Annotated in this window: 21 protein-coding genes, 1 tRNA gene and 1 riboswitch; of the genes, 11 read left to right on the top strand and 11 right to left on the bottom strand. The window is 69.1% G+C overall.

Translation table 11 applies throughout. The annotated features are described in order from the left end of the window. Position 1 precedes the first annotated feature (1 nt). The 4 genes from ACQR3U_RS03185 to ACQR3U_RS03170 form a co-directional block, all read right to left on the bottom strand. A complete protein-coding gene (locus ACQR3U_RS03185) occupies positions 2 to 430 on the bottom strand; it encodes an HIT family protein (protein WP_230809681.1) in 429 nt (142 codons plus the stop codon). Next, entirely contained in the window at positions 427 to 1,029 is a 603-nt protein-coding gene (locus ACQR3U_RS03180; protein WP_039958024.1) for a TetR/AcrR family transcriptional regulator, read from the bottom strand. The genes ACQR3U_RS03185 and ACQR3U_RS03180 overlap by 4 nt, the downstream gene beginning before the upstream one ends. Before the next feature lie 114 nt (positions 1,030 to 1,143). Further along, entirely contained in the window at positions 1,144 to 2,565 is a 1,422-nt protein-coding gene (gene purB, locus ACQR3U_RS03175; RefSeq protein ID WP_006551863.1) for an adenylosuccinate lyase, read from the bottom strand. Positions 2,566 to 2,609: 44 nt separating this feature from the next. Further along, positions 2,610 to 3,224, bottom strand: coding sequence for a TetR/AcrR family transcriptional regulator (locus ACQR3U_RS03170; RefSeq protein ID WP_230809680.1), 615 nt, complete (start codon positions 3,222 to 3,224; stop codon positions 2,610 to 2,612). Between the two features lie 145 nt (positions 3,225 to 3,369). Here ACQR3U_RS03170 and ACQR3U_RS03165 point away from each other — a divergent pair, with 145 nt between their 5' ends. Continuing rightward, positions 3,370 to 5,013 (top strand): GMC oxidoreductase, encoded by a 1,644-nt coding sequence (locus ACQR3U_RS03165; protein ID WP_006551865.1) that lies wholly within the window; start codon positions 3,370 to 3,372, stop codon positions 5,011 to 5,013. A 27-nt stretch (positions 5,014 to 5,040) separates the two neighbouring features. Here ACQR3U_RS03165 and ACQR3U_RS03160 read toward each other — a convergent pair whose 3' ends face one another. From ACQR3U_RS03160 to ACQR3U_RS03145, 4 genes are all read right to left on the bottom strand, one after another. After that, complete coding sequence (locus ACQR3U_RS03160; RefSeq protein WP_019290068.1) at positions 5,041 to 6,240, bottom strand: pyridoxal phosphate-dependent aminotransferase; 1,200 nt, start codon at positions 6,238 to 6,240, stop codon at positions 5,041 to 5,043. Between the two features lie 31 nt (positions 6,241 to 6,271). Then, the gene (locus ACQR3U_RS03155) at positions 6,272 to 8,038 is read right to left on the bottom strand and encodes a CocE/NonD family hydrolase (protein WP_230809679.1); all 1,767 of its coding nucleotides are present in this window, start codon (positions 8,036 to 8,038) and stop codon (positions 6,272 to 6,274) included. Between the two features lie 84 nt (positions 8,039 to 8,122). Further along, the gene (purD, locus tag ACQR3U_RS03150) at positions 8,123 to 9,376 is read right to left on the bottom strand and encodes a phosphoribosylamine--glycine ligase (protein ID WP_006551868.1); all 1,254 of its coding nucleotides are present in this window, start codon (positions 9,374 to 9,376) and stop codon (positions 8,123 to 8,125) included. A gap of 10 nt (positions 9,377 to 9,386) precedes the next feature. After that, complete coding sequence (locus ACQR3U_RS03145; protein WP_024102972.1) at positions 9,387 to 10,052, bottom strand: nucleoside/nucleotide kinase family protein; 666 nt, start codon at positions 10,050 to 10,052, stop codon at positions 9,387 to 9,389. A gap of 131 nt (positions 10,053 to 10,183) precedes the next feature. On the opposite strand from ACQR3U_RS03145, the gene ACQR3U_RS03140 reads away from it, so the two are divergent. The 7 genes from ACQR3U_RS03140 to ACQR3U_RS03110 all read left to right on the top strand — a co-directional run bounded on the left by ACQR3U_RS03140 (position 10,184) and on the right by ACQR3U_RS03110 (position 15,712). Next, complete coding sequence (locus ACQR3U_RS03140; RefSeq protein WP_230809678.1) at positions 10,184 to 11,293, top strand: serine hydrolase; 1,110 nt, start codon at positions 10,184 to 10,186, stop codon at positions 11,291 to 11,293. After that, a complete protein-coding gene (locus tag ACQR3U_RS03135) occupies positions 11,290 to 11,805 on the top strand; it encodes an ArsR/SmtB family transcription factor (protein ID WP_019290073.1) in 516 nt (171 codons plus the stop codon). Before ACQR3U_RS03140 ends, ACQR3U_RS03135 begins: the two co-directional genes overlap by 4 nt. A gap of 25 nt (positions 11,806 to 11,830) precedes the next feature. Next, complete coding sequence (locus tag ACQR3U_RS03130) at positions 11,831 to 12,256, top strand: HIT family protein (RefSeq protein ID WP_006551872.1); 426 nt, start codon at positions 11,831 to 11,833, stop codon at positions 12,254 to 12,256. Between the two features lie 56 nt (positions 12,257 to 12,312). Further along, positions 12,313 to 13,812 (top strand): MDR family MFS transporter, encoded by a 1,500-nt coding sequence (locus ACQR3U_RS03125; RefSeq protein WP_230809677.1) that lies wholly within the window; start codon positions 12,313 to 12,315, stop codon positions 13,810 to 13,812. A 366-nt stretch (positions 13,813 to 14,178) separates the two neighbouring features. After that, positions 14,179 to 14,385 (top strand): hypothetical protein, encoded by a 207-nt coding sequence (locus tag ACQR3U_RS03120; protein ID WP_006551874.1) that lies wholly within the window; start codon positions 14,179 to 14,181, stop codon positions 14,383 to 14,385. A gap of 40 nt (positions 14,386 to 14,425) precedes the next feature. Then, positions 14,426 to 14,491: riboswitch (guanidine-III (ykkC-III) riboswitch) on the top strand. A 13-nt stretch (positions 14,492 to 14,504) separates the two neighbouring features. After that, the gene (locus tag ACQR3U_RS03115) at positions 14,505 to 14,819 is read left to right on the top strand and encodes a DMT family transporter (RefSeq protein ID WP_006551875.1); all 315 of its coding nucleotides are present in this window, start codon (positions 14,505 to 14,507) and stop codon (positions 14,817 to 14,819) included. A 62-nt stretch (positions 14,820 to 14,881) separates the two neighbouring features. After that, positions 14,882 to 15,712 (top strand): ABC transporter, encoded by an 831-nt coding sequence (locus tag ACQR3U_RS03110; protein WP_193903070.1) that lies wholly within the window; start codon positions 14,882 to 14,884, stop codon positions 15,710 to 15,712. A 17-nt stretch (positions 15,713 to 15,729) separates the two neighbouring features. Here ACQR3U_RS03110 and ACQR3U_RS03105 read toward each other — a convergent pair whose 3' ends face one another. Both ACQR3U_RS03105 and ACQR3U_RS03100 read right to left on the bottom strand, forming a co-directional pair. Continuing rightward, positions 15,730 to 16,599, bottom strand: coding sequence for a ribokinase (locus ACQR3U_RS03105; RefSeq protein WP_230809676.1), 870 nt, complete (start codon positions 16,597 to 16,599; stop codon positions 15,730 to 15,732). 43 nt (positions 16,600 to 16,642) lie between these two features. Further along, positions 16,643 to 17,254, bottom strand: a complete 612-nt coding sequence (locus ACQR3U_RS03100; RefSeq protein ID WP_230809675.1) for a TetR/AcrR family transcriptional regulator — start codon at positions 17,252 to 17,254, stop codon at positions 16,643 to 16,645. Positions 17,255 to 17,388: 134 nt separating this feature from the next. On the opposite strand from ACQR3U_RS03100, the gene ACQR3U_RS03095 reads away from it, so the two are divergent. The 3 genes from ACQR3U_RS03095 to ACQR3U_RS03085 all read left to right on the top strand — a co-directional run bounded on the left by ACQR3U_RS03095 (position 17,389) and on the right by ACQR3U_RS03085 (position 19,009). Further along, positions 17,389 to 17,862 carry a general stress protein gene (locus ACQR3U_RS03095; protein ID WP_230809674.1) on the top strand — a complete coding sequence of 158 codons (474 nt, stop codon included), beginning with the start codon at positions 17,389 to 17,391 and terminating at the stop codon, positions 17,860 to 17,862. A 180-nt stretch (positions 17,863 to 18,042) separates the two neighbouring features. Beyond that, a complete protein-coding gene (locus ACQR3U_RS03090) occupies positions 18,043 to 18,285 on the top strand; it encodes a hypothetical protein (protein ID WP_024102965.1) in 243 nt (80 codons plus the stop codon). Positions 18,286 to 18,721: 436 nt separating this feature from the next. Continuing rightward, positions 18,722 to 19,009, top strand: a complete 288-nt coding sequence (locus tag ACQR3U_RS03085; protein ID WP_006551882.1) for a hypothetical protein — start codon at positions 18,722 to 18,724, stop codon at positions 19,007 to 19,009. Positions 19,010 to 19,041: 32 nt separating this feature from the next. Here ACQR3U_RS03085 and ACQR3U_RS03080 read toward each other — a convergent pair. Continuing rightward, positions 19,042 to 19,116: transfer RNA gene (locus ACQR3U_RS03080), tRNA-Thr, on the bottom strand. Positions 19,117 to 19,121: the final 5 nt, after the last annotated feature.

The following is a 19,121-nucleotide window of genomic DNA, read 5'->3' as shown; positions in this document are numbered from 1 at the left end:
ATCACGACCGGTGTGTCTGCACGGCGGTGCGGATGGTGGCGGCCGTGCCGTCGAGAACGGTCCGGTTCGGTGTCCGCCAATCGGCTCGGATCCCGAAGCCGTCCCCGGCGCTGCGCGGCACGAGGTGCAGGTGCACGTGGAAGACCTCCTGGCCGGCGGCGGCGCCGTCGGCGAGGAACATGTTCACGCCCTCGATCGGGAGGTCGGACGCGCGCATCGCCGTGGCGATCCGTTGCCCGGCGGTGAACACCTTCGCTCCGTCGTCGGGATCGAGTTGTGCCAGTCCGGAGGCGTGCCGCTTCGGAATCACGAGCAGATGCCCGGGAGTGAACGGGCGGATGTCCATGAACGCGAGCACGTCGGGTTCGTCGAGCACGACGCTGGCCGGCGACTGCCCGGCCACGATGGCGCAGAAGATGCAGTCCGTCACTGTGGCGTGGACTCCTCCGCACGTGCGGGTCCGCGGGCGGTTTCGAGCAGGCGTAGCAGTTCGCCCTGCACCGTAGGACGGTCGCGCACCGGGTCGTCGCTGTGCGCGAGACACAGCATCGCTTCCTCGACGGCCGCGACGAGCAGGTGCGCGAGCACCGACGTCCGCGTGGGCGACGCCTCGTAGGTCTCGGGATCGAGGGTGACGAGCATGCGCTCGATGGCCTTCAGCGAGGAGTGCCGGTGGGTCTCGCGGACCTCGGCCCAGCCGAGGACCGCGGGGGCTTCGATGAGCAGCAGCCGGCGGGTCGCGGGGTCGTAGACCGCGTCGAGCGAGGCGAGCACGGCTTGGGTGAAGCCCTCCCAGGCGTCCTCGACCGGTTCGGCCGGGACCAGGGAGCTCTCCGCTTCCGACTGGAGTCGTTCGATGACACCGCGGAACAGATCCCGCTTGTCGGCGAAGTGGTGGTAGAGCGCACCGCGCGTCACCCCCGCCACCGAGACGATCTCCTCCGTGGCCGCCGCCGCGTATCCGTCGCGCAGGAACACCTCGCGCGCTGCATCGAGCAGCGCGGTGCGTGTTCGCGCTGCGTCACGCAACCGACCCGTATTTCCCGGTTTCACCGACACTTCGTTCTCTCCTGCTGATACCGCCACCCCCATCGGACACTCCCCCCGGCAGTCGGTTCCCGTGATTCCTGTCGAATCGGCTTCCTACAGAATCGGCGCCGGCGTGTACTTCGCTGCTTCCGGATACTGCGTCACGAGGTCCTGCACCGCCGCGACGACCGCTTCGACCTGCGCGACCGCAGCTCCGGCGAAGACCTCCCGGTCGGCCAGTGCCGCGTCGAGCGCGGCGCGGTCGAGCGGCAGCCGGTCGTCGGCGGCGAGACGGTCGAGCAGATCGGGTTCGCGACCCTCCTCGCGCATCGCGAGTGCGACGGAGACCGCATGCTCCTTGATGACCTCGTGTGCGGTCTCGCGACCCACCCCGGCCCGGACCGCGGCCATGAGGACCTTGGTCGTCGCGAGGAACGGCAGGTACCGCACGAGTTCCTTCTCGATCACCGCCGGGTAGGCACCGAACTCGGCGAGGACCGTCAGGAAGGTCTCCATCTGGCCGTCGATCGCGAAGAAGGCGTCGGGAAGGGCCACACGGCGGACGACGGAGCAGAAGACGTCGCCCTCGTTCCACTGCGCGCCGGCGAGCTCGGCGGCCATGGAGGCATAGCCGCGCAGGACGACCTGCAGGCCGTCGACGCGCTCGCACGAGCGGGTGTTCATCTTGTGCGGCATCGCGGACGACCCCACCTGGCCGGGCTGGAAGCCCTCGGTGACGAGTTCGTGGCCGGCCATGAGCCTGATGGTGTGGGCGAACGACGCGGGACCGGCGCCGACCTGCACGAGCGCGGAGAGCACGTCGTGGTCGAGCGAACGCGGATAGACCTGGCCGACGCTCGTGAAGACGTTCGCGAAGCCGAGATGCTGCGCGACCTTCTGCTCGAGCTGCGCGAGCTTGGCGGAATCACCGCCGAGCAGGTCGAGCATGTCCTGTGCGGTGCCCATCGGGCCCTTGATCCCGCGCAGGGGGTAGCGGGCCATCAGTTCCCGGACGCGCTGCAGCGCGATGAGCAGTTCGTCGGCGGCCGACGCGAAACGCTTGCCGAGGGTGGTGGCCTGCGCCGCGACGTTGTGCGAGCGACCGGCCATGACGAGCGAGGCGTACTCGGTGGCGCGCTCGGCGAGGCGTGCGGCCACGGCGACACCGTGGGAGTGGACGTGCTCGAGCGACCGCAGGATCTGCAGTTGCTCGACGTTCTCGGTGAGGTCGCGGCTTGTCATGCCCTTGTGGACGTGCTCGTGACCGGCGAGGGCGTTGAACTCCTCGATGCGGGCCTTGACGTCGTGGCGGGTGACGCGCTCGCGCTGGGCGATGGACTCGAGGTCGACCTGCTCGATCACGCGTTCGTAGTCGGCGATCGCCTCGGCGGGAACGTCGATCCCGAGTTCGGCCTGCGCCCGCAGCACCGCGAGCCACAGCTGCCGCTCGAGCACGATCTTGTACTCGGGCGACCACAGGTCCCGGAGTTCGGGGCTGGCGTAGCGGGTGGCGAGGACGTTGGGGATGTGGCTCACACAAGTGAGTTTACGGTCCGGGTCTGCTCCCGTATTCCCCGACCTCAATCCTCGACCGGGGGCGCGACGGTCTCGACGACGTCGAGCAGGATGCCGCGCGCGAGCGAGCGCGGGTCGGGATCGAGCTCGCCCAGTCCGCCGAGGACCGCGCCGTCCACGACCGCCACGAGCCGGCGCACCTCGCGGGGCCGCACCGATCGGCAGCAGCGTTCGAGCAGGTCGGTGAGCAGGTGGTCGATCTGCTCGCGCATGCGGACCTGCACGTCACGCAGTTCCGGATAGCGGGCTGTCGCGACGCACCGCTCGTACCGGGAGATCAGGCGTTCGCGGTCGATGCCGCCGTCGCAGTCCCGCGGTCCGATGAGCAGTTCGACGATGAGATCGGCCGTGCCCTCGAGACTGCGCGGGAGCGGCTGGATGTCGCGGACGCGCTCCCGCATCGCGTCGAGTTCCCGCTCGCTGTTGTAGTCGACCGCGCATGCGACGAGGTCGTCGAGCGATTCGAAGTAATAGGTGGTCGATGCGAGCGGCAGGCCCGCGCGGGTGGCGACGGCCCGGTGGCGGACGGCGTCGATCCCCCCTTCGAGGATGAGGTCGGCCGCTGCCTCGACCAGCGCCTGACGGCGCCGTTCGCCCTTCGGAGTCGCAGCAATCGACACCTTCTCATGGTGACAGTCCCGACCGTCTCACCAGGGGAGAACGGAAGTGGAGACCAACCGGTACCATTGCGCCCGCCCGCGCGTGTCGAGTCCTCGGCGAGCGCAGCCCCGCGAGTAGATCATCGAACGATCGGAGCCGTACCGGATGAGACGTCGACGCTTTCTGCAGGCATCGCTTCTCGGGGCCGCCCTGGCGGGTGCCGGCGCCGCGGCGCCGGGCATGTCCGGTATCGGCCTCCCGCGTGCGGACGCGCTGCCCGTCGGGGTCGACGAGTACCGCCGACTCGTGCCCGAACTGTTCGTTCCGCCGCCCGCCCCGCCGGAGCATTCCGAGGTCGTCGTGGTGGGCTCCGGTTTCGGTGCGAGCGTCGCCGCGCTGCGCCTGGCCGAGGCCGGGAACCGGGTCACGATGCTCGAGCGCGGCATGCGCTGGCCCCGCGACCCGCACCGCGAGATCTTCACGACCGACCTGCTCGCCGATGGTCGCGGCTACCACCACCGCACCCATTTCACCGGACCGACGGGCATCCCGGTGGTGTGCGACGACTTCGCCGGTGTCCTCGATGTGGTCGACTACCCGAACATGTCGGTGTGGCGCGGCGCGGCGGTGGGTGGCGGATCGATCGTGTTCACCGGAGTGATGATCGCTCCCGAACGGCACCTCTTCGAGCACGTCTTCGGCGGCCGTCTGTCCTACGACGAGATGACCTCCACCTGGTACCCGAAGGTGCGCTCGATGCTGCGCCTCGACCCGATGCCCGACGACATCTACAACGCCGCCGAGTTCACGCACTCGCGGCGATGGGACGACGACGCGCGCGCCGCCGGTTACAGCCCGCACCGCATCGACGGCATCTGGGATTGGGACGTCGTGCGCGCCGAACTCGCCGGCTCGGTCCGCCGATCGGCCGTCGCGGGCGAGAGCAATCTCGGCAACTCGAACGGCGCGAAGTTCGATCTCACGCAGAACTACATCCCGGCGGCAGAGGCGACCGGGCGCACCCTGGTGTGCCACGGTCACCGGGTGCTTGCGATCGGTCAGAACGGCGACGGCCGCTACCGGCTCGACGTGCAGGCCGTCGACCCGACGGGGGTGGTGCTGCGCACTACCACGATCACGTGCGACCGCCTCGTCCTCGGCGCCGGATCGATCGGCACGACCGAGCTGCTCGTCAAGGCGCGGCACACCGGTTCGCTGCCGAACCTCGACGAGCGCGTGGGCCGGGGCTGGGGCACCAACGGCGACGCGGTGCTCGTCCGCTCGTTCGCGCTCACCGAGGGTTTCGGCGGCGACCAGGGCGCGCCGTCGGCGTCGCGGATCGTCGACGAGTCCGGTCTGCCGCTGAGCCTCGAGAATTGGTTCGTCGCGGGCACCGCGAAGGACGTCGGGATGCTCGCCTCCCTCGGCATGACCCTCGACCCCACCCGTGCCGACTTCGCGTACGACCCGGGTGCCGATCGGGCGGTTTTGAACTGGCCGACCGGTGGCGAACGCGAGAGCGTCGACGCCCTGCGGGCCGTGCACAACGCGATGGCGCAGGCCGGTGGCACGATCCCGGGCGCATCGCCGATGGCCGAGGACGTCAACGCGACCTTCACTGCGCATCCACTCGGTGGTGCGGTGCTCGGCGAGGCGACCGACGGTTACGGCCGCGTGCACGGCCATCCCGGTCTCTACGTCGTCGACGGCGCGCTGATCCCGGGCAGCACCGGCACCGCGAACCCGTCGCTGACCATCGCGGCGCTGGCCGAACGGAACATCGCGCGGATCATCGCCGACGGGCGGTGACCCGGCCGCGGCGGTCCGGCACGGCGTTCAGGAGACGGGCAGCCAGGCCGCGAGCCGGTCGAGCGCCGCGGTGACGTCGGCAGTCGAACCCGCGAACGACAGCCGCACGGTCTCGCCGCCGCGCACGGTGTCGAAGTCGACGCCCGGTGCGAGCGCGAGCCCGGTGTCGTGGAGCAGCCGCGCGCACCACGCCGTCGAGTTCTCGCCGTCGAGCAGATGGCCGATGTCGGCATAGACGTAGAAGGCGCCGTCTGCCGGTGCGAGTTTCGTGATGCCGAGATCCGGCAGCCCTTCGAGCAGCAGTTCCCGGTTCACCGCGTAGCGGGAGACGTGCCCGTCGAGTTCGGTGCGGGCCTCGGTCCCGAACGCCTCGACCGCCGCGAACTGCGAGACCGACGGCGGGCACACCGTCATGTTCGACGCGAGTCGCTGCAGAGCCGGACGCATCGTCTCGGGCGCGAGCATCCAGCCGAGCCGCCAACCGGTCATCGAGAAGTACTTCGACACCGAGCCGATCACCACCGAGTCGCGCGAGGTCGCCCACGCCGTCGAGGTCGCCGGTGATCCGGTGCCCTCACCGGTCTCGGACCGGACGGTGCCGAACTCGATGCCGTGGTAGATCTCGTCGGAGATGAGCAGGCTGCCGTGCTCGTCGCACCAGCGCGCGAGCGCCGCGAGCTCGGACGGTTCGATCATCGTGCCGGTCGGGTTGGCGGGGCTGGCGACGACGATTCCCGCAGGCGGAGCGTCGAGTTCCTCGAGCATCGCGACGGTGGGCTGGTAGCGGGTCTGCGGACCGCAGTCGAGTTCGACGACACGACAACCGAGCGCGGCGAGGGTGTTGCGGTAGGCCGGGTAGCCGGGGCGGGCGACGACCACGGTGTCGCCGACGTCGAAGGCCGCGAGGAACACCAGGGTGAAGGCGCCGGACGAGCCGGTGGTGACGACGACGTCGTCCGCGTCGACGTCGATGCCGTACTTGTGGCGGTGGTACGCCGCGATCTCCTCGCGCAGCGGCAGGATGCCGAAGGTCTCGGTGTAACCCAGCAGTTCCGCATCGATCGCCAGGTTGGCGGCCCGGAGCACGGGAGCGGGTGCGGGGGTCGACGGTTGTCCGGCGGCGAGACTCAGGACGTCGCCGTGGCTGCGCTGCCGCTCGGCGGCCGCCTTCCACACATCCATGACATGGAACGTCTCGATACCGGAGCGTTGGGATTCGGGGCGCACGTCGACGACGGTAGTACGCCCGCGTCGTTCGTCAGAGCCGGACGCGCTGAAGTCGGGTGAGGGCACCCCACGCGATCGGATAGTCCTGACGATCGACGACCTTCACCTGCGTGGCCTCCGCGTCGGGTTCGGGCGTCGGTTGCGGCACGACCGGCAACAGCAGATGCGAGTCGAACTGTCCGCCGGCGTGCACGATGTGGAAGCCCTTGTTGATGGTGCGATCGTGCCCGACGCGTGGGTTCTCGTCGAGGTCGTGGCCGGCGATGACGAGCACGAGGCTCGATCCGGCTTCGAAGAAGGTGCTGTGCGGCATGATCTCGATGTCGACGGGCACGATCTGGTCGGGCAGCAACGGCCAGTACTTCGTCTGGTCGTGGACGGGCCGGTAGGCGGTGGAGGCCTCCGGGTCCAGCGCCCGCCGCGAGACCCGCATCCACCCGTGGGCGACGAATCCCTTCTCGTAGCCGCCGTGGCCTTCGAACCACACGTCGCGGCCGTGCTCGTCGCGCTTGGCGAGCCCGACGAACAGGTCCATGTCGTTGGCGTCCTTCGCCTGCACCCACAAACGCAGCGCCGCGTGCCCGGTGATCTCGGTGTCCTCGTCGAAGGTGTGGGTGAAGACGAGTTCGTCGCCCGCGACGGGGAAGGTGCGGCGGAACTGGCTGCTCTCGCACGGGGTGGTGCTCAGGTCGGCGTTCGCGTGGTCGAGGTGGAATGCGACGTAACGGGTGTCGGGGACCGGCCACTCGGATTCGAAGCGTTCGGAATAGGTGCGCAGGTCGTGGCGGGTCTCGAGACGGATGCGCGGGGTGTCCTCGAAGCCGTTGTCCTCGTCCTTGAGGAAGCGGTCGAAGAATCGTCGCTGGTAGTCGAGGGCCTCGTTGCCGTAGAAGGTCTGCCACATCTTCCGGCCGTGGGTGTAGAGCCACTTGTGCTCCGACGCGATGCGGCGGTAACCCTCGACCGACCCGCGGGCGCGTGGGCCCTGATCGGACCACGAGACGCCGACGAGCGCGGGCACGGTGACGTCCTCGAGCCGGGGCGGCGGGGCGAGGTGACGGAAGAAGTCGGGGAAACGGCGCCGCAACCACGGGGTGAACCGCCGGAGGGAGGCGGCGCCGCAGCGGGCCCCGGTGTTCATCGCGCTGTACCAGAACTCGCTGTAGCGGGTCTCGGGGATGCCGCCCTGGGTGAGGATGTCGCGGCAGGGATCGCTCACACCCTCCCAGGGTGCGATGGCCGCGAGACAGGGCGGGTTGAGCGCGGCGGTGTACCACTGCAGTGTGGCGAGATAGTCGGCGCCGGCGAGGCCGACGCGGCCGTTGCTCCACTCCTGACCACCGGCCCATTCCACGACGGACGCGCAGTCGAGCGCGGCCCGGCCGAGCAGCAGGCGGGGACGGCCGCCGCTAGCGTGATGACCGCGCATGTCCGCGACGACGAGGACGTAGCCGCGAGGAACCCAGTAGGCGGGGTCCGGTGCTTCGAAGGAGGTGCAGTCACTGATCTCGAGATCGCCGATGTGGTTGCCGGATTCGGCGAGGTAGTCGAAGTCGACGGGATACCGGTCGACGCCGGCGTCCTTGCCGTAGGGGGTGACGGCGACCAGCACGGGGCAGCGGTCGTGCTCACCGGAGTCGGCAGGACGGTAGACGTCGGCTCTCAGTACGGTGCCGTCGCCCGCGCGGATCGGCACGTCGCGCTCGACGAGGACGTCGTCCGGCAACCCGTGGACGACGACGTGGTGGTGCCGTAGCGGTGTCGGGTCCGGCGTCGGCGTTCGTCTTCGAGAAACCATGCAGTCACCCCTGGCGGCATCGAAATGCACCGAGTGTGCAACATACACCCGGTAGGTGCAAGGGTGAAGGACGAGAGTGAAAGGCTAGACCGAGATCCGGCCCTCGACGGCCGCCAGACCGATGTCGCGGCGGAAGTGACCGCCCGGCAGCTTGACGTCGGCGAGCCGATCATAAGCGGCCTCGCGCGCGGACGCGAGATCGGCACCCACACCGATCACGTTGAGCACGCGCCCACCTGCGGAGACCAGCGCGCCGTCCTCGCGACGCTTCGTGCCGGCGTGCAGCACGGTGTCGCCCTCGGCGCCGGTGATCACATCGCCGGTGCGCGGGGTGGACGGGTAGTACTCGGCGGCGAGCACCACGGTCACCGCGGCGCCGTCCTTCCAGCGCAGCGGCGGAAGCTCGGCGAGCGTGCCGGCGGCGACCGCCTTCAGGGCCTCGCCCAGCGGGGACTCGAGCAGAGCGAGCACGGCCTGGGTCTCCGGGTCGCCGAAACGGCAGTTGAACTCGACCACGGCCGGGCCCTCGGCGCCCATCGCCAGACCCGCGTAGAGCAGTCCGGAGAAACCGCATCCGCGGCGCACCATCTCGGCCGCGACGGGCTCCACGACCTCGGAGACGATCCGCTCGACGCTACCCTCGGGCAACCACGGCAGCGGCGTGTAGGCACCCATGCCACCGGTGTTGGGGCCGGTGTCGTCCTCGCCGACGCGCTTGTGGTCCTGCGCCGGGAGCAGCGGCACGACCGTCTCGCCGTCGACGAGGCAGAACAGCGAGACTTCGGGACCGTCGAGGAAGGACTCCAGCAGGACGGGGTGCCCGTTCTCGAGGATCTCGGCGGCGTGGTCGCGGGCGGCGGCGCGATCGGTGGTGACGACGACGCCCTTACCGGCAGCGAGACCGTCGTCCTTGACCACCCAGGTCGGTCCGAACCGGTCGAGCGCCTCGTCGAGGGTCGCGGGAGTGTCGACGACCTCGCTGTGGGCGGTGCGCACACCGGCGGCGGCCATGACGTCCTTCGCGAACGCCTTCGATCCCTCGATGCGTGCGGCGGCGGCGGACGGTCCGAAGCAGGGGATGCCCGCGGCGCGGACGGCATCGGCGACCCCGAGGACGAGCGGAACCTCGGGACCTATGACGACGAGGTCGGCCTTCTGCGCGGTGGCGAGGGCGACGACGTTGTCGGCGGAGGCCGCATCGACGGGGAACAGCTCGGCGACGTTCGCGATACCGGGGTTGCCCGGCGCGGCCAGCACGGCGGTCACGCCGGGGTCGCGGGACAGGGCGAGAGCAAGAGCATGTTCACGGGCACCGGAGCCGATAACGAGTACGCGCACGCAGGACAGACTACGGGACCGGTCTCCACACGAGATCGGCGCGGGAACGCGTGCGCTGAACGGCTTCCGCATTGGGCAGATCGACGGTCCGCACCCATTCGCGTGCGCCGTCCTCGTCCCGTCCGTGGTGGCGGTGCCGGCGCACGAGACGTCGCGTGAGCGTGCGGCGGGGTGCGTCGATGTAGATGACGAGGTCGAGCAGCGGGCGGATATGTTCCCATCCCCCGGTCTCGAACATCAGGTAGTTGCCCTCGGTGACGATCACCCGGGCATCGGCCGGCACAGCGTGCACCGCCGCGATCGGTTCGTCGAGCGGCCGGGAGAAATCCGGGGCGTAGATCGTCTCGTCGCGGCACTGCCGCACCCGGCTCAGCATGTCGCGGAAGCCGGCCACGTCGAAGGTGTCGGGCGCCCCCTTCCGGTCCCGCGCGCCGAAGGTGTCGAGCTGCCGGTTGGACAGGTGGTAGCCGTCCATCGGCACCTGCCCGGTGGAGACCCCCGCGCATCGGAGGGCGTAGACGAGCAGCGCCGTGGCGCGACTCTTCCCGGCACCCGGCGGCCCGCACAGACCGACGACCGTGCGCCGATCCGCGGGAAGCCCGACGAGGACGTGTGTGACGAGTTCGTCCACGAGCACGCGCAGCGGCGCCTCCCGCACGCTCCCGTCACCTTCCATGAGCCCGACGATACGACCGCCCGCGACCGTCGGAGTCGCCGTGAGCTCTCGACACGCCCACCCGACTGATCTATCGTTATTTCGAAAGTTCGGAATTTCGAACTGTCACCCCGACACGGACGGATACCGCCATGCCGAACAGGATCGGAACCACCCTCGCCGCGACGAGCGTCGTGATCGCTCTGGCCGGATGCGGGCAGAGCACTCCACCGGAGTCCGACATCCCTGCACCGGCCGGGGCGGACGCGTCCGCCCCGGCCGGTGAATGCATGCCCACCCCCGCCGCGGACGTGAGCACCGCCGAAGGCTGGATCGGCTACCTCGCCGAGAACCCCGACACGGTCGCCATCGCGGTCGACGACGGCAACGGCGGGACCTTCGAACAACGACCCGACGAGCGGCAACCGCTCGCGTCGGCTGTGAAGGTCGTGCATCTCGCCGCCTATGCCCGCGCCGTCGCAGCCGGTGAACTCTCCCCCCACGAGCGCGTACCGCTCGCCGACTGGGAACGCTGGCATCTCCCGGGCACCGACGGCGGCGCACACCCCCGGGCTCTCGAACGGCTCGGTGTGAACGACCCGGAGGACACCGTCACTCTCGACGAGATGGTGTCGGCGATGATCCAGGAGAGCGACAACGCGGTCCCCGACTACCTGCGCGACCGCCTCGGCGACGACGCGCTGCGCGAGGCCGCCGCCCAGGGCGGCTGGGACGACTTCACGCCGCCGACGATGCTCGGCAACACGCTCGCGCTGCTCGACCCGACACTCGACGATTCGTCGGCGGTCTGGGACGCCGCGCGCCGCTACGCCTCCGACCCCGCCTACCGCGCCGAAGCGGTGCAGCACCCGGTGCCGGAGGATTTGTTCGCCCGGGTCGACCGCGTCCAGCGTTTCGACAACGCCGGATCGGCCGCCGAGCTCACCGCCCTGCATCGCGCGATCGCCGACGGTTCGTTCGGTGCCGGCGGTGACCTCGCGCGTACCCACCTCGAATGGCAACCGTCCACGGTTCCGGGATTCGAGGGAGTCGGATTCAAGGGCGGTAGCCTGCCCGGCATCCTCACCGACGCAGTCACCTTCCGCCGCGACGACGACACGATCGCGACCACGGTGATGCTCGCGTCCGGCATGTCGGACAGCGACTACGCGGAAGCCCTCGAATCGTTCGCCCATCAGGAGATGCTCGCCGCGGCAGCGAACGATCCCGATTCTCTCGAGCGGATACGCTGCGCGATGTGAGCGACGGCGACGTGAACGACGAGTACGAGGCCCGGCTCGCGGATCTCGAACGCCGTGTGCGGATCCTCGAGGGCGACGCGACCCGCCGGGGCGCCGGGGACGGTCCCGGTGGCACCGGTCCCGTGGCGGACGTGGCAGGAAGCACGGGGTCCGTGACCTACGGGGGCTTCGTCTCCCTGCACGGCCACGTCCGCTGGAACATCGAGTACGACGCGGGCGCATCCCTCGCACTCGATCCCGTTCCCGTCGCCGCCGTCCTCGACGCCTTGGGCAACCCCGCGAGGCTGGCGATCGTGCGGACTCTGCTGCGCGGGCCCGCCACCGCCACCGAACTCCAGGAGGCCACCGACCTCACGTCGACCGGCCGGCTCTACCACCATCTCCGGGCTCTGTCGGCTGCGCGCGTGGTCGAGCAGGGAAGCCGAAACCGCTACCGGATCGCGCCGGAGAAGGTCGTGCCGCTGCTGGTCCTCACCGTCGCGGCGGCCGATGTCGGGGAACAGCTCCGGTGAACCCGGTGTCCCTTATCCTCCCGGTATGACTTCCGTGTTCAGCAAGATCATCGCCGGTGAACTGCCGGGCCGTTTCGTCTGGCAGGACGACGACGTCGTCTCCTTCCTGACCATCAACCCTTTCACCGAGGGGCACGTGCTGGTCGTGCCACGGCAGGAGGTCGATCACTGGCAGAGCGTGGACGACGACCTGTGGGCGAAGGTGAACGACGTCGCCCGCATCCTCGGTCGCGCCGTCACCGCCGCCTTCGACGCCCCGCGCGCCGGCCTGATGATCGCCGGCCTGGAGGTCCCCCACCTGCACCTGCACGTCTTCCCCGCCTACTCCCTCGGCGACTTCGATTTCGCGACGGCCGAGAAGGATCCGTCGCCCGAATCGCTCGACCGCGCGCATCGCAAGATCAAGGACGCCCTGCGCGAACAGGGTCACGGCGAGCACGTCCCCGACTGATCCGCTCGACGGGATATCGGCGGAACAATTCCGACCGGTATCCCGTTGTGTTCCTCGTGTCTTCTACTCCACCGAGTTCCCCAGCCCCGGCCGGTACGGCCGAGCCGCAGGCCGCTGCCGCACCGCGCGCCGGTCTTCTGATCGCCGTTCTCGTCGGGGCCGCATTCGTCGTCATCCTCAACGAGACGATCATGAGCGTCGCGCTGCCGAAGCTGATGGTCGAGTTCGACGTCGGCGCAGCCACCGCCCAATGGCTCACCACGGCGTTCATGCTGACCATGGCCGTCGTCATCCCGATCACGGGTTACCTGCTCACCCGGCTGTCGCTGCGCACGGTCTTCGCGATCGCGATGGGCAGCTTCCTGCTCGGCACCCTGATCGCCGCGAGTGCCCCGATCTTCCCGGTCCTCGTGCTGGGTCGTGTCGTCCAGGCCGTGGGCACCGCGGTGATGTTGCCGCTGCTGTTCACGACGGTGCTCAACCTGGTTCCCGCCGATCGTCGCGGTCGCACGATGGGCGTGATCTCGATCGTCATCGCGGTCGCTCCCGCGGTCGGCCCGACCATCGGTGGCGTCGTGCTCGACCAGCTGAGCTGGCGGTGGATGTTCTGGCTGGTGCTGCCGATCGCGGTCGTCGCGACGGCGCTCGGCCTGAGCTGGATCCGCAGCGTCACCGAACCGGTCGCGGTTCCGCTCGACGCCCCGTCGGTGGTGTTGTCGGCCCTCGGGTTCAGCGGTCTCGTCTTCGGTCTGAGCAGTCTCGGTGAGGCCGCCGAGGGCGATCCGCTCATGCCGCCGTGGCTGCCGCTGGTCGTCGGCATCGCGTCGCTGACGGTCTTCGTCCTGCGTCAGATTCGCCTCGGCGACGGCGCCCTGCTGGACATGCGCGCGTTCCGTACCCCGGCGTTCTCGCTCGCGGTTGCACTCGTCTCGGTAAGCATGATGTCGCTGTTCGGCACCCTCATCCTGCTGCCGATCTACCTGCAGAACGTGCTGGGTCAGTCGACGCTGACCACCGGCCTGATGCTGCTGCCCGGTGGTCTGGTCATGGGTCTGCTCGGCTACATCGTCGGACGCCTGTTCGACCGGTTCGGTCCGCGGCCGCTCGTCGCACCGGGCGCGATCATCGCCTGCGTCGCGATGTGGGGCATGACGACCTTCGACGCGACCACCACGATCGGCACGGTCATCGCCTGGCACGTGCTGCTCAACATCGGCCTCGCGTTGATGTTCTCGCCGCTGCTGACCTCGGCACTCGGAGCGCTGCCGCGGCGGTTGTACTCCCACGGCAGCGCCATCGTCAGCACCATGCAGCAGGTCGCCGGTGCGGCCGGTACGGCGTTGTTCATCACGGTGCTGACCCGCACGACCGTCGCGGGCGCCGAGAGCGCGGGCGATCCCGCCGGTGCGCTCGCGGCCGGTGTCCACGGCGCGTTCACGGGGGGCGCGGCGATCGCGGTGATCGCAGTCGTCGGCTCCCTGTTCGTCCGACGGGCCCCGGAGCCCGAGGCGGATGCGGTGGAGGTGTCGGCCCCCGAGACCGCCGGAACGCACTAGCCGGCAGTACACACCGCCCGGCACTCACGCGCCGGTCGTCACGACTTCCCTGTTCGACGGGAAGCGTGGCGGCCGGCGCGTTGCTGTCCGCACACGGTTCGTGGAGGAAGGCGTCCAGTTCGACCCACGAGGTGTCGCGTGCGGCGCTGCCGGACGGATGCTGGATCTCGCGTTCGATCGCGGTGAGGCGGTAGGCCGTGCGGACGATGGGTGCGGGCACCCCGCCGAAGACGGCGTCGAGCAGGCCGAGTGCGGGCTCGGCGACGAACAACGACCACGCGTTCCGCGCGGCCTTCCCGACCACGTCCGTGATCCCCATGTATGAGCTCGGAGAACCTGTCCGACGGCAGTGCTATCAAGTGATGCATGACGTGTTCACAGTGCAACCACGATCTCGACCACTGCCACGGCACTCTCGTGCTCCACGCCGATACTCGGGTCGACTGCACCGAACCCGACTGCGTCGACTTCGAGATCGTGCGGCACACCCTCGTTCTCGACTGCATCGAACTGGACGGCGGATGTTCGTGCACGGTGATTGCGCAGGAATCGCAGCTACTGCGCGTGTCCTGAGCAATTTGCCAATACTCGCCCGGAATTCCTAACCTCGACGGAGCTGGCCGCCGGTCGGCCTCCCGGACGAGCGCACCGTACCCGGCCAGCGACAAGACGGTGCAGGAGCGTTGTACGTCATGGCCTGGATCGTTCTCGTCCTCTCCGGTGTGCTCGAAGCCGTGTGGGCTACAGCCCTCGGCAGATCTGCCGGTTTCAGCCGGCTCACCCCGACACTGGTGTTCGTCGTCGCCCTCGTCCTGAGCATGGCCGGGCTCGCGTATGCCCTGCGCACCCTGCCGGTCGGGACGTCCTACGCGATCTGGGTGGGTATCGGCGCCGCTCTCACGGTCGGATATGCGATGGTCACCGGCACCGAGACCGCCTCGCTGCTGAAGCTCGCACTGATCGCGGGCATCGTGCTGTGCGTGGTCGGTCTCAAACTCGTGCACTGACGTTCTTGGGCCTCACGTTCTCGGACTGACGTTCTCGAGCACTGACCGTTACAGTCGGTTCCATGAACCTCGGGTCCGTACTCGTGATGCCGGTGCGTGTGGGTCTGACCGCCGCAGAGGTCGCCCTGAGCGTCGCCGAGACGGTCGTCGGCACCGTGCGGGTCGCGGTGTCGCCCACCACCTACTCCGCGCTCGGCGCGGTCGGCCTGCCCGACACCCGCAACTCGGTGGGGCTGCTGCAGCAGATCTCGAAGCTCACGTCGGAGGACCGTGGACTCGGTCACGCGTTGCGTCCCGGCGGTCCCCTCGACCGGCTGCTCGCGCCGGGTGGGCCGGTCGATCGGCTCACCGAGCCGGGTGGCCTGCTCGATCGGTTGCTCGAACCGGGCGGACCCGTCGACCGGCTCACCGCACCGGGTGGTCCCCTCGACCGGATCCTCGCCGACGACGGTGCCCTCGACCGCCTCGTGTCGGAAGGGGGTCTGCTCGATCGCCTCACCGCGCACGACGGCCCGCTCGAACGGCTGCTCGCCCAGGACGGCGCGGTGGAACGGCTCACCGCGCCGGGCGGCATCGTCGATGTGGCGATCCGGCCCGGTGGGGTCGTCGAGCGGGCCCTCGCCCAGGGCGGCGTCCTCGACGTCCTGCTCTCCGAACGGGGCGCCCTCGAACGACTGCTCGCCGAGGGCGGTCCGCTCGATCAGATCGTCTCGCTCTCGGAGACCCTCGCGCATCTCACGCCCGGCATCTCGCAGATGAACGCGAGCATCGACATGTTGCAGGAAACGGTCGAGCTGCTGCGCGGGGCCGTCGGTCCGCTCGGCGACCTCGCCGGCCGGCTTCCCGGGCGCTGGTTGCGCAGCGGCAAGGGCGAGCTGCTTCCGCCGCCCTGACGTGGTTCCTCGCCGTGTCACCGATCGGAGCGGCGGGATGCGACCAGCCGGGCAGCGTCGGCCGATGCCCGGCGCGCTGCCGCGAACAGGTCCTCCCCCGTGCCGAGCAACGCGGCGAGCGTGCCGGCGAAATGATCGCCCGCCCCCGTCGTGTCGACGACGTCGACCTGCGGGACCCGCAGATGTTCGATCGCGTCCTCGGTTCCGACCACGACGTCCTCCCCACCACGGGTGATCACCACGGTGCGCACCTGTTCGAGCAGGCGGGTCACGATCGCGTCGAAGCGGGTCCCTGCGGGAAGACCCGCGTAGTGCAGGGCTTCCTGCTCGTTGAGTACGAGCGGATCGGCGCCGGCGAGGACGTATTCGTCCAGGTCGATCACCGGGCTCGGATTGAGCACGAACCGGCGGTCGTGATCGCGCGCCCACTGGGCGGCGGCCCAGGTCACTGCGGGGAGCAGCTCGAGTTGGGTGAGCACCACCGCGGGATCGAGAGCATCGAGTGCTGCGGTCACGTTCTCGGCCTCGAGCAACGAATTGGCCTCGGGTACGACGACGATCCGGTTCTGCCCGTCGTCGGAGACGAGGATGACGGCCCGGCCGGTCGGGCCCGGTGTGGTTCGCAGATGGGAGGTGTCGACCCCTGCCCTCTGTTGCACGCCGCGCAGTACGTCAGCGGCATGATCGCTGCCCACCGCGCCGACGATGGCGGTGGGAGCCAGGCGGGCAGCACCGATGGCCTGGTTCGCGCCCTTGCCTCCCGGATAGGTGCGCAGATGCCGGCCGAGTACCGTCTCACCTTCTTCGGGAGCACGTGCCAGGACGACCGTCAGGTCGAGGTTCAGCGATCCCACGACCGCCACCACGCATCGACTCGACTCGGTCACGGGTCGAGCCTACGATCGATCGACCCGCGGGGCGGGCCTACGATCACTGCGCCTGCGGGTCCGGTTCCAGTTCGGGGCAGACGATGTGGACGACCTCGTCCGCCCAGGACTCCCCCACCTCGCCGTGACGCAGGTAGGCGCCGAGATACGCGCCGGCGAGCATCGAGACGGCGGTGTCGACGTCGATGTCCTTGCGGATCGCGCCCGACTCGATCGCGGTGCGGAGCACGTCGGCGACGACCTCGCTCCGGGCATTGATGATCTCCCGGATCGACTCGGTGAACTCGGGTTCCTGGTCGGTGAGCAGTGCGCCGACACTGCCCATGCCCACTTCGTTCGACAGTCCGCGACGGATCAGCTCGAGGGTCCATTTGATGCGGTCGTAGACGCACAGCCCGTCGGGCACGCACGGTGAGGCGACCTGCGAGTGCAATGCCGCGTCGAGGATCTCCTCACGGTTCGCGTAGCGCCGGTAGATCGTCGTCTTCGCGACGCCCGACAGCGCCGCGACCGCCTCGACGGTGACGCGGTTGGGCCCGTGAAGCCGCAGGATCTCGAGCGCGGCCTTCACGATGCGTGCGTCGGTCCCGGCACGCTCCTTGACGGGGCGCCGCGACGTCAGGGCCACGGATTCCGTCTCGACCTCGCCCACCATGTCTACATCCTCCTCGCGCGGGCATACACCCGCAGGATTCCCGAGTCTCCCCGACAAGGCGACCCCGAATCAAACACTACGAAACGATACGCTACGATGAGCGTATCGTTCCAATCGTCGACGAAGGGGAACGCATGACAGATGTCTACGCACCGACACCCGGGCACTACACCGAATCCGAAACCGTCCTCGAGAGCTACCGCACCTACGACGCCGTCGAGAGGGCCATCGACCACCTGTCCGACGAAGGCTTTCCCGTCGAGTACCTGCGGGTCGTGGGCCAGGGAGTCACCACCGTCGAACACATCGAAGGCCGCATGACCAACGGCAAGGCCGCCCTTCGCGGCGCCGCCGCAGGCGTCTGGACGGGCCTGCTCTTCGGTCTGCTCCTGGCACTGCTCCTGCCTGCCACCGGCATGGCCACCGTGATCCTCACCGCTGTCGTCTTCGGCGCGGTATGGGGCGGATCACTCGGCTTCTTCACCCACTGGAGCACCGGGGGGCGCCGCGACTTCGTCTCGAGAAAGAGCATCGAGGCCTCGCGCTACGACCTCATGGTCGATTCCGAGTTCGTCGATCAGGCGCGCGAGAAGCTCTCACTGCGCTGACCGGCCATTGTTTCTCCGATTCGAGAACCTCTTCGCCCACGCCGACCGGCGTGGGCGAAGTCGTTTCTGGTGGAAAGAACAACACGAAAGGGATATTCCACCCGAATCGCCACATTCGTCCGATGCGGATAATCCGTGTTTGCCCGGTCGATTCTTTCCACTGGTGGCATGATTCGAGTTATGGCCGGATCGTCGAATACTCCCCCGAAGCCTGCCGTGGGCTCGAAGGTCGTCGTACGCGCGGGTGTCGCGGGCACCAAGGCCTGTCCCGGCACGATCGTCGAAGACTTCGGTCCAGCACAGGAAGCCGTGGGCGACAAGCTGGGTCGCGACTGGGCGCGCGTGCGCCGCTGGGCTGTGGCACTCGACGACGGACGGCTGATATTCGTCGATATGGACGCATTCGAATCCTCGAAGTCCTGATATCCGATCCATTTCGTCACTTCCGCATTCACACGCCCCTGCAGTGACATGCGGAGAGTGAACAACCGGGTGAACTGCGGCGGATCCGTTGACGCTCCGTGCGCCCGAACCGTTCTCCGGATATGACCTGGATCGGTTGGCCGCTGCTCGGATGGCTCACGGCATCCCCGGTGGTCGCCCTCGTATTCGGGCGCGTCGCCGCGGCGCACGACCTCCACGAGGCGCCGCACACGATTGCGCCGGTGATCGACCTGTCCGAGCGCCGAGCACTCCGCCTCGGTGAACACCACCGGCCGGAGCAGGACGGCAACGGCCCCGGCAACCCTCCCGGAGCCCCGTCTTCCGATGTAAATTGTCCTTCTCGCCTTCGACGGGACAGGGATCCGGTCCGGGCGAACACCCGCCCGTGCATGTGTGCCTCCCGGATCGAGGGACGATGACCGCAGACCGCTTCACCCCGGTCCCGCCCCGCAACGGCGCCGGAAACACGGCACTTACCGCAGGGATCGTCGCGCTCGTCTTCGCCTTCGTACCCGTCATCGGCGACTTCGTCGCGATCCCCGCAGGTCTGGTCGCAGTGGTGTGCGGATGGATCGGTCTCGAACGGGTCGACAGGGGCACGGCGACGCATCGCCGCGAAGCTCTGATCGGTGCGTGCCTCGGCGTCGCGGCACTGTTCGCCGTGTTCGTGGTCTTCGCAGCGGTTCACAGCAGCACCGGATGAAACAGGCCCGCGCGGTACGCGACGGGCCCTACTGGAGCCCCCTGTCAGGATTGAACTGACGACCGCTCGCTTACAAGGCGAGTGCTCTACCACTGAGCTAAGGAGGCACAGA

It is taken from the genome of Rhodococcus sp. IEGM1339 (genome assembly GCF_050321925.1).
GTDB classification, from domain to species: domain Bacteria; phylum Actinomycetota; class Actinomycetes; order Mycobacteriales; family Mycobacteriaceae; genus Rhodococcus; species Rhodococcus pyridinivorans.
The sequence above is the reverse complement of the archived record's forward strand: the minus strand, read 5'-3'. Positions and strand labels throughout refer to the sequence as shown.

What these genes read in the sequence shown, in the direction of transcription:
- ACQR3U_RS03165 (WP_006551865.1), top strand. Translation starts at nt 3,370, where the DNA reads ATGAGACGTCGACGCTTTCTGCAGGCATCGCTTCTCGGGGCCGCCCTG.
- ACQR3U_RS03155 (WP_230809679.1), bottom strand. Translation starts at nt 8,038, where the DNA reads ATGGTTTCTCGAAGACGAACGCCGACGCCGGACCCGACACCGCTACGG.
- ACQR3U_RS03145 (WP_024102972.1), bottom strand. Translation starts at nt 10,052, where the DNA reads ATGGAAGGTGACGGGAGCGTGCGGGAGGCGCCGCTGCGCGTGCTCGTG.
- ACQR3U_RS03140 (WP_230809678.1), top strand. Translation starts at nt 10,184, where the DNA reads ATGCCGAACAGGATCGGAACCACCCTCGCCGCGACGAGCGTCGTGATC.
- ACQR3U_RS03130 (WP_006551872.1), top strand. Translation starts at nt 11,831, where the DNA reads ATGACTTCCGTGTTCAGCAAGATCATCGCCGGTGAACTGCCGGGCCGT.
- ACQR3U_RS03120 (WP_006551874.1), top strand. Translation starts at nt 14,179, where the DNA reads ATGACGTGTTCACAGTGCAACCACGATCTCGACCACTGCCACGGCACT.
- ACQR3U_RS03115 (WP_006551875.1), top strand. Translation starts at nt 14,505, where the DNA reads ATGGCCTGGATCGTTCTCGTCCTCTCCGGTGTGCTCGAAGCCGTGTGG.
- ACQR3U_RS03110 (WP_193903070.1), top strand. Translation starts at nt 14,882, where the DNA reads ATGAACCTCGGGTCCGTACTCGTGATGCCGGTGCGTGTGGGTCTGACC.
- ACQR3U_RS03100 (WP_230809675.1), bottom strand. Translation starts at nt 17,254, where the DNA reads ATGGTGGGCGAGGTCGAGACGGAATCCGTGGCCCTGACGTCGCGGCGC.
- ACQR3U_RS03095 (WP_230809674.1), top strand. Translation starts at nt 17,389, where the DNA reads ATGACAGATGTCTACGCACCGACACCCGGGCACTACACCGAATCCGAA.
- ACQR3U_RS03090 (WP_024102965.1), top strand. Translation starts at nt 18,043, where the DNA reads ATGGCCGGATCGTCGAATACTCCCCCGAAGCCTGCCGTGGGCTCGAAG.
- ACQR3U_RS03085 (WP_006551882.1), top strand. Translation starts at nt 18,722, where the DNA reads ATGACCGCAGACCGCTTCACCCCGGTCCCGCCCCGCAACGGCGCCGGA.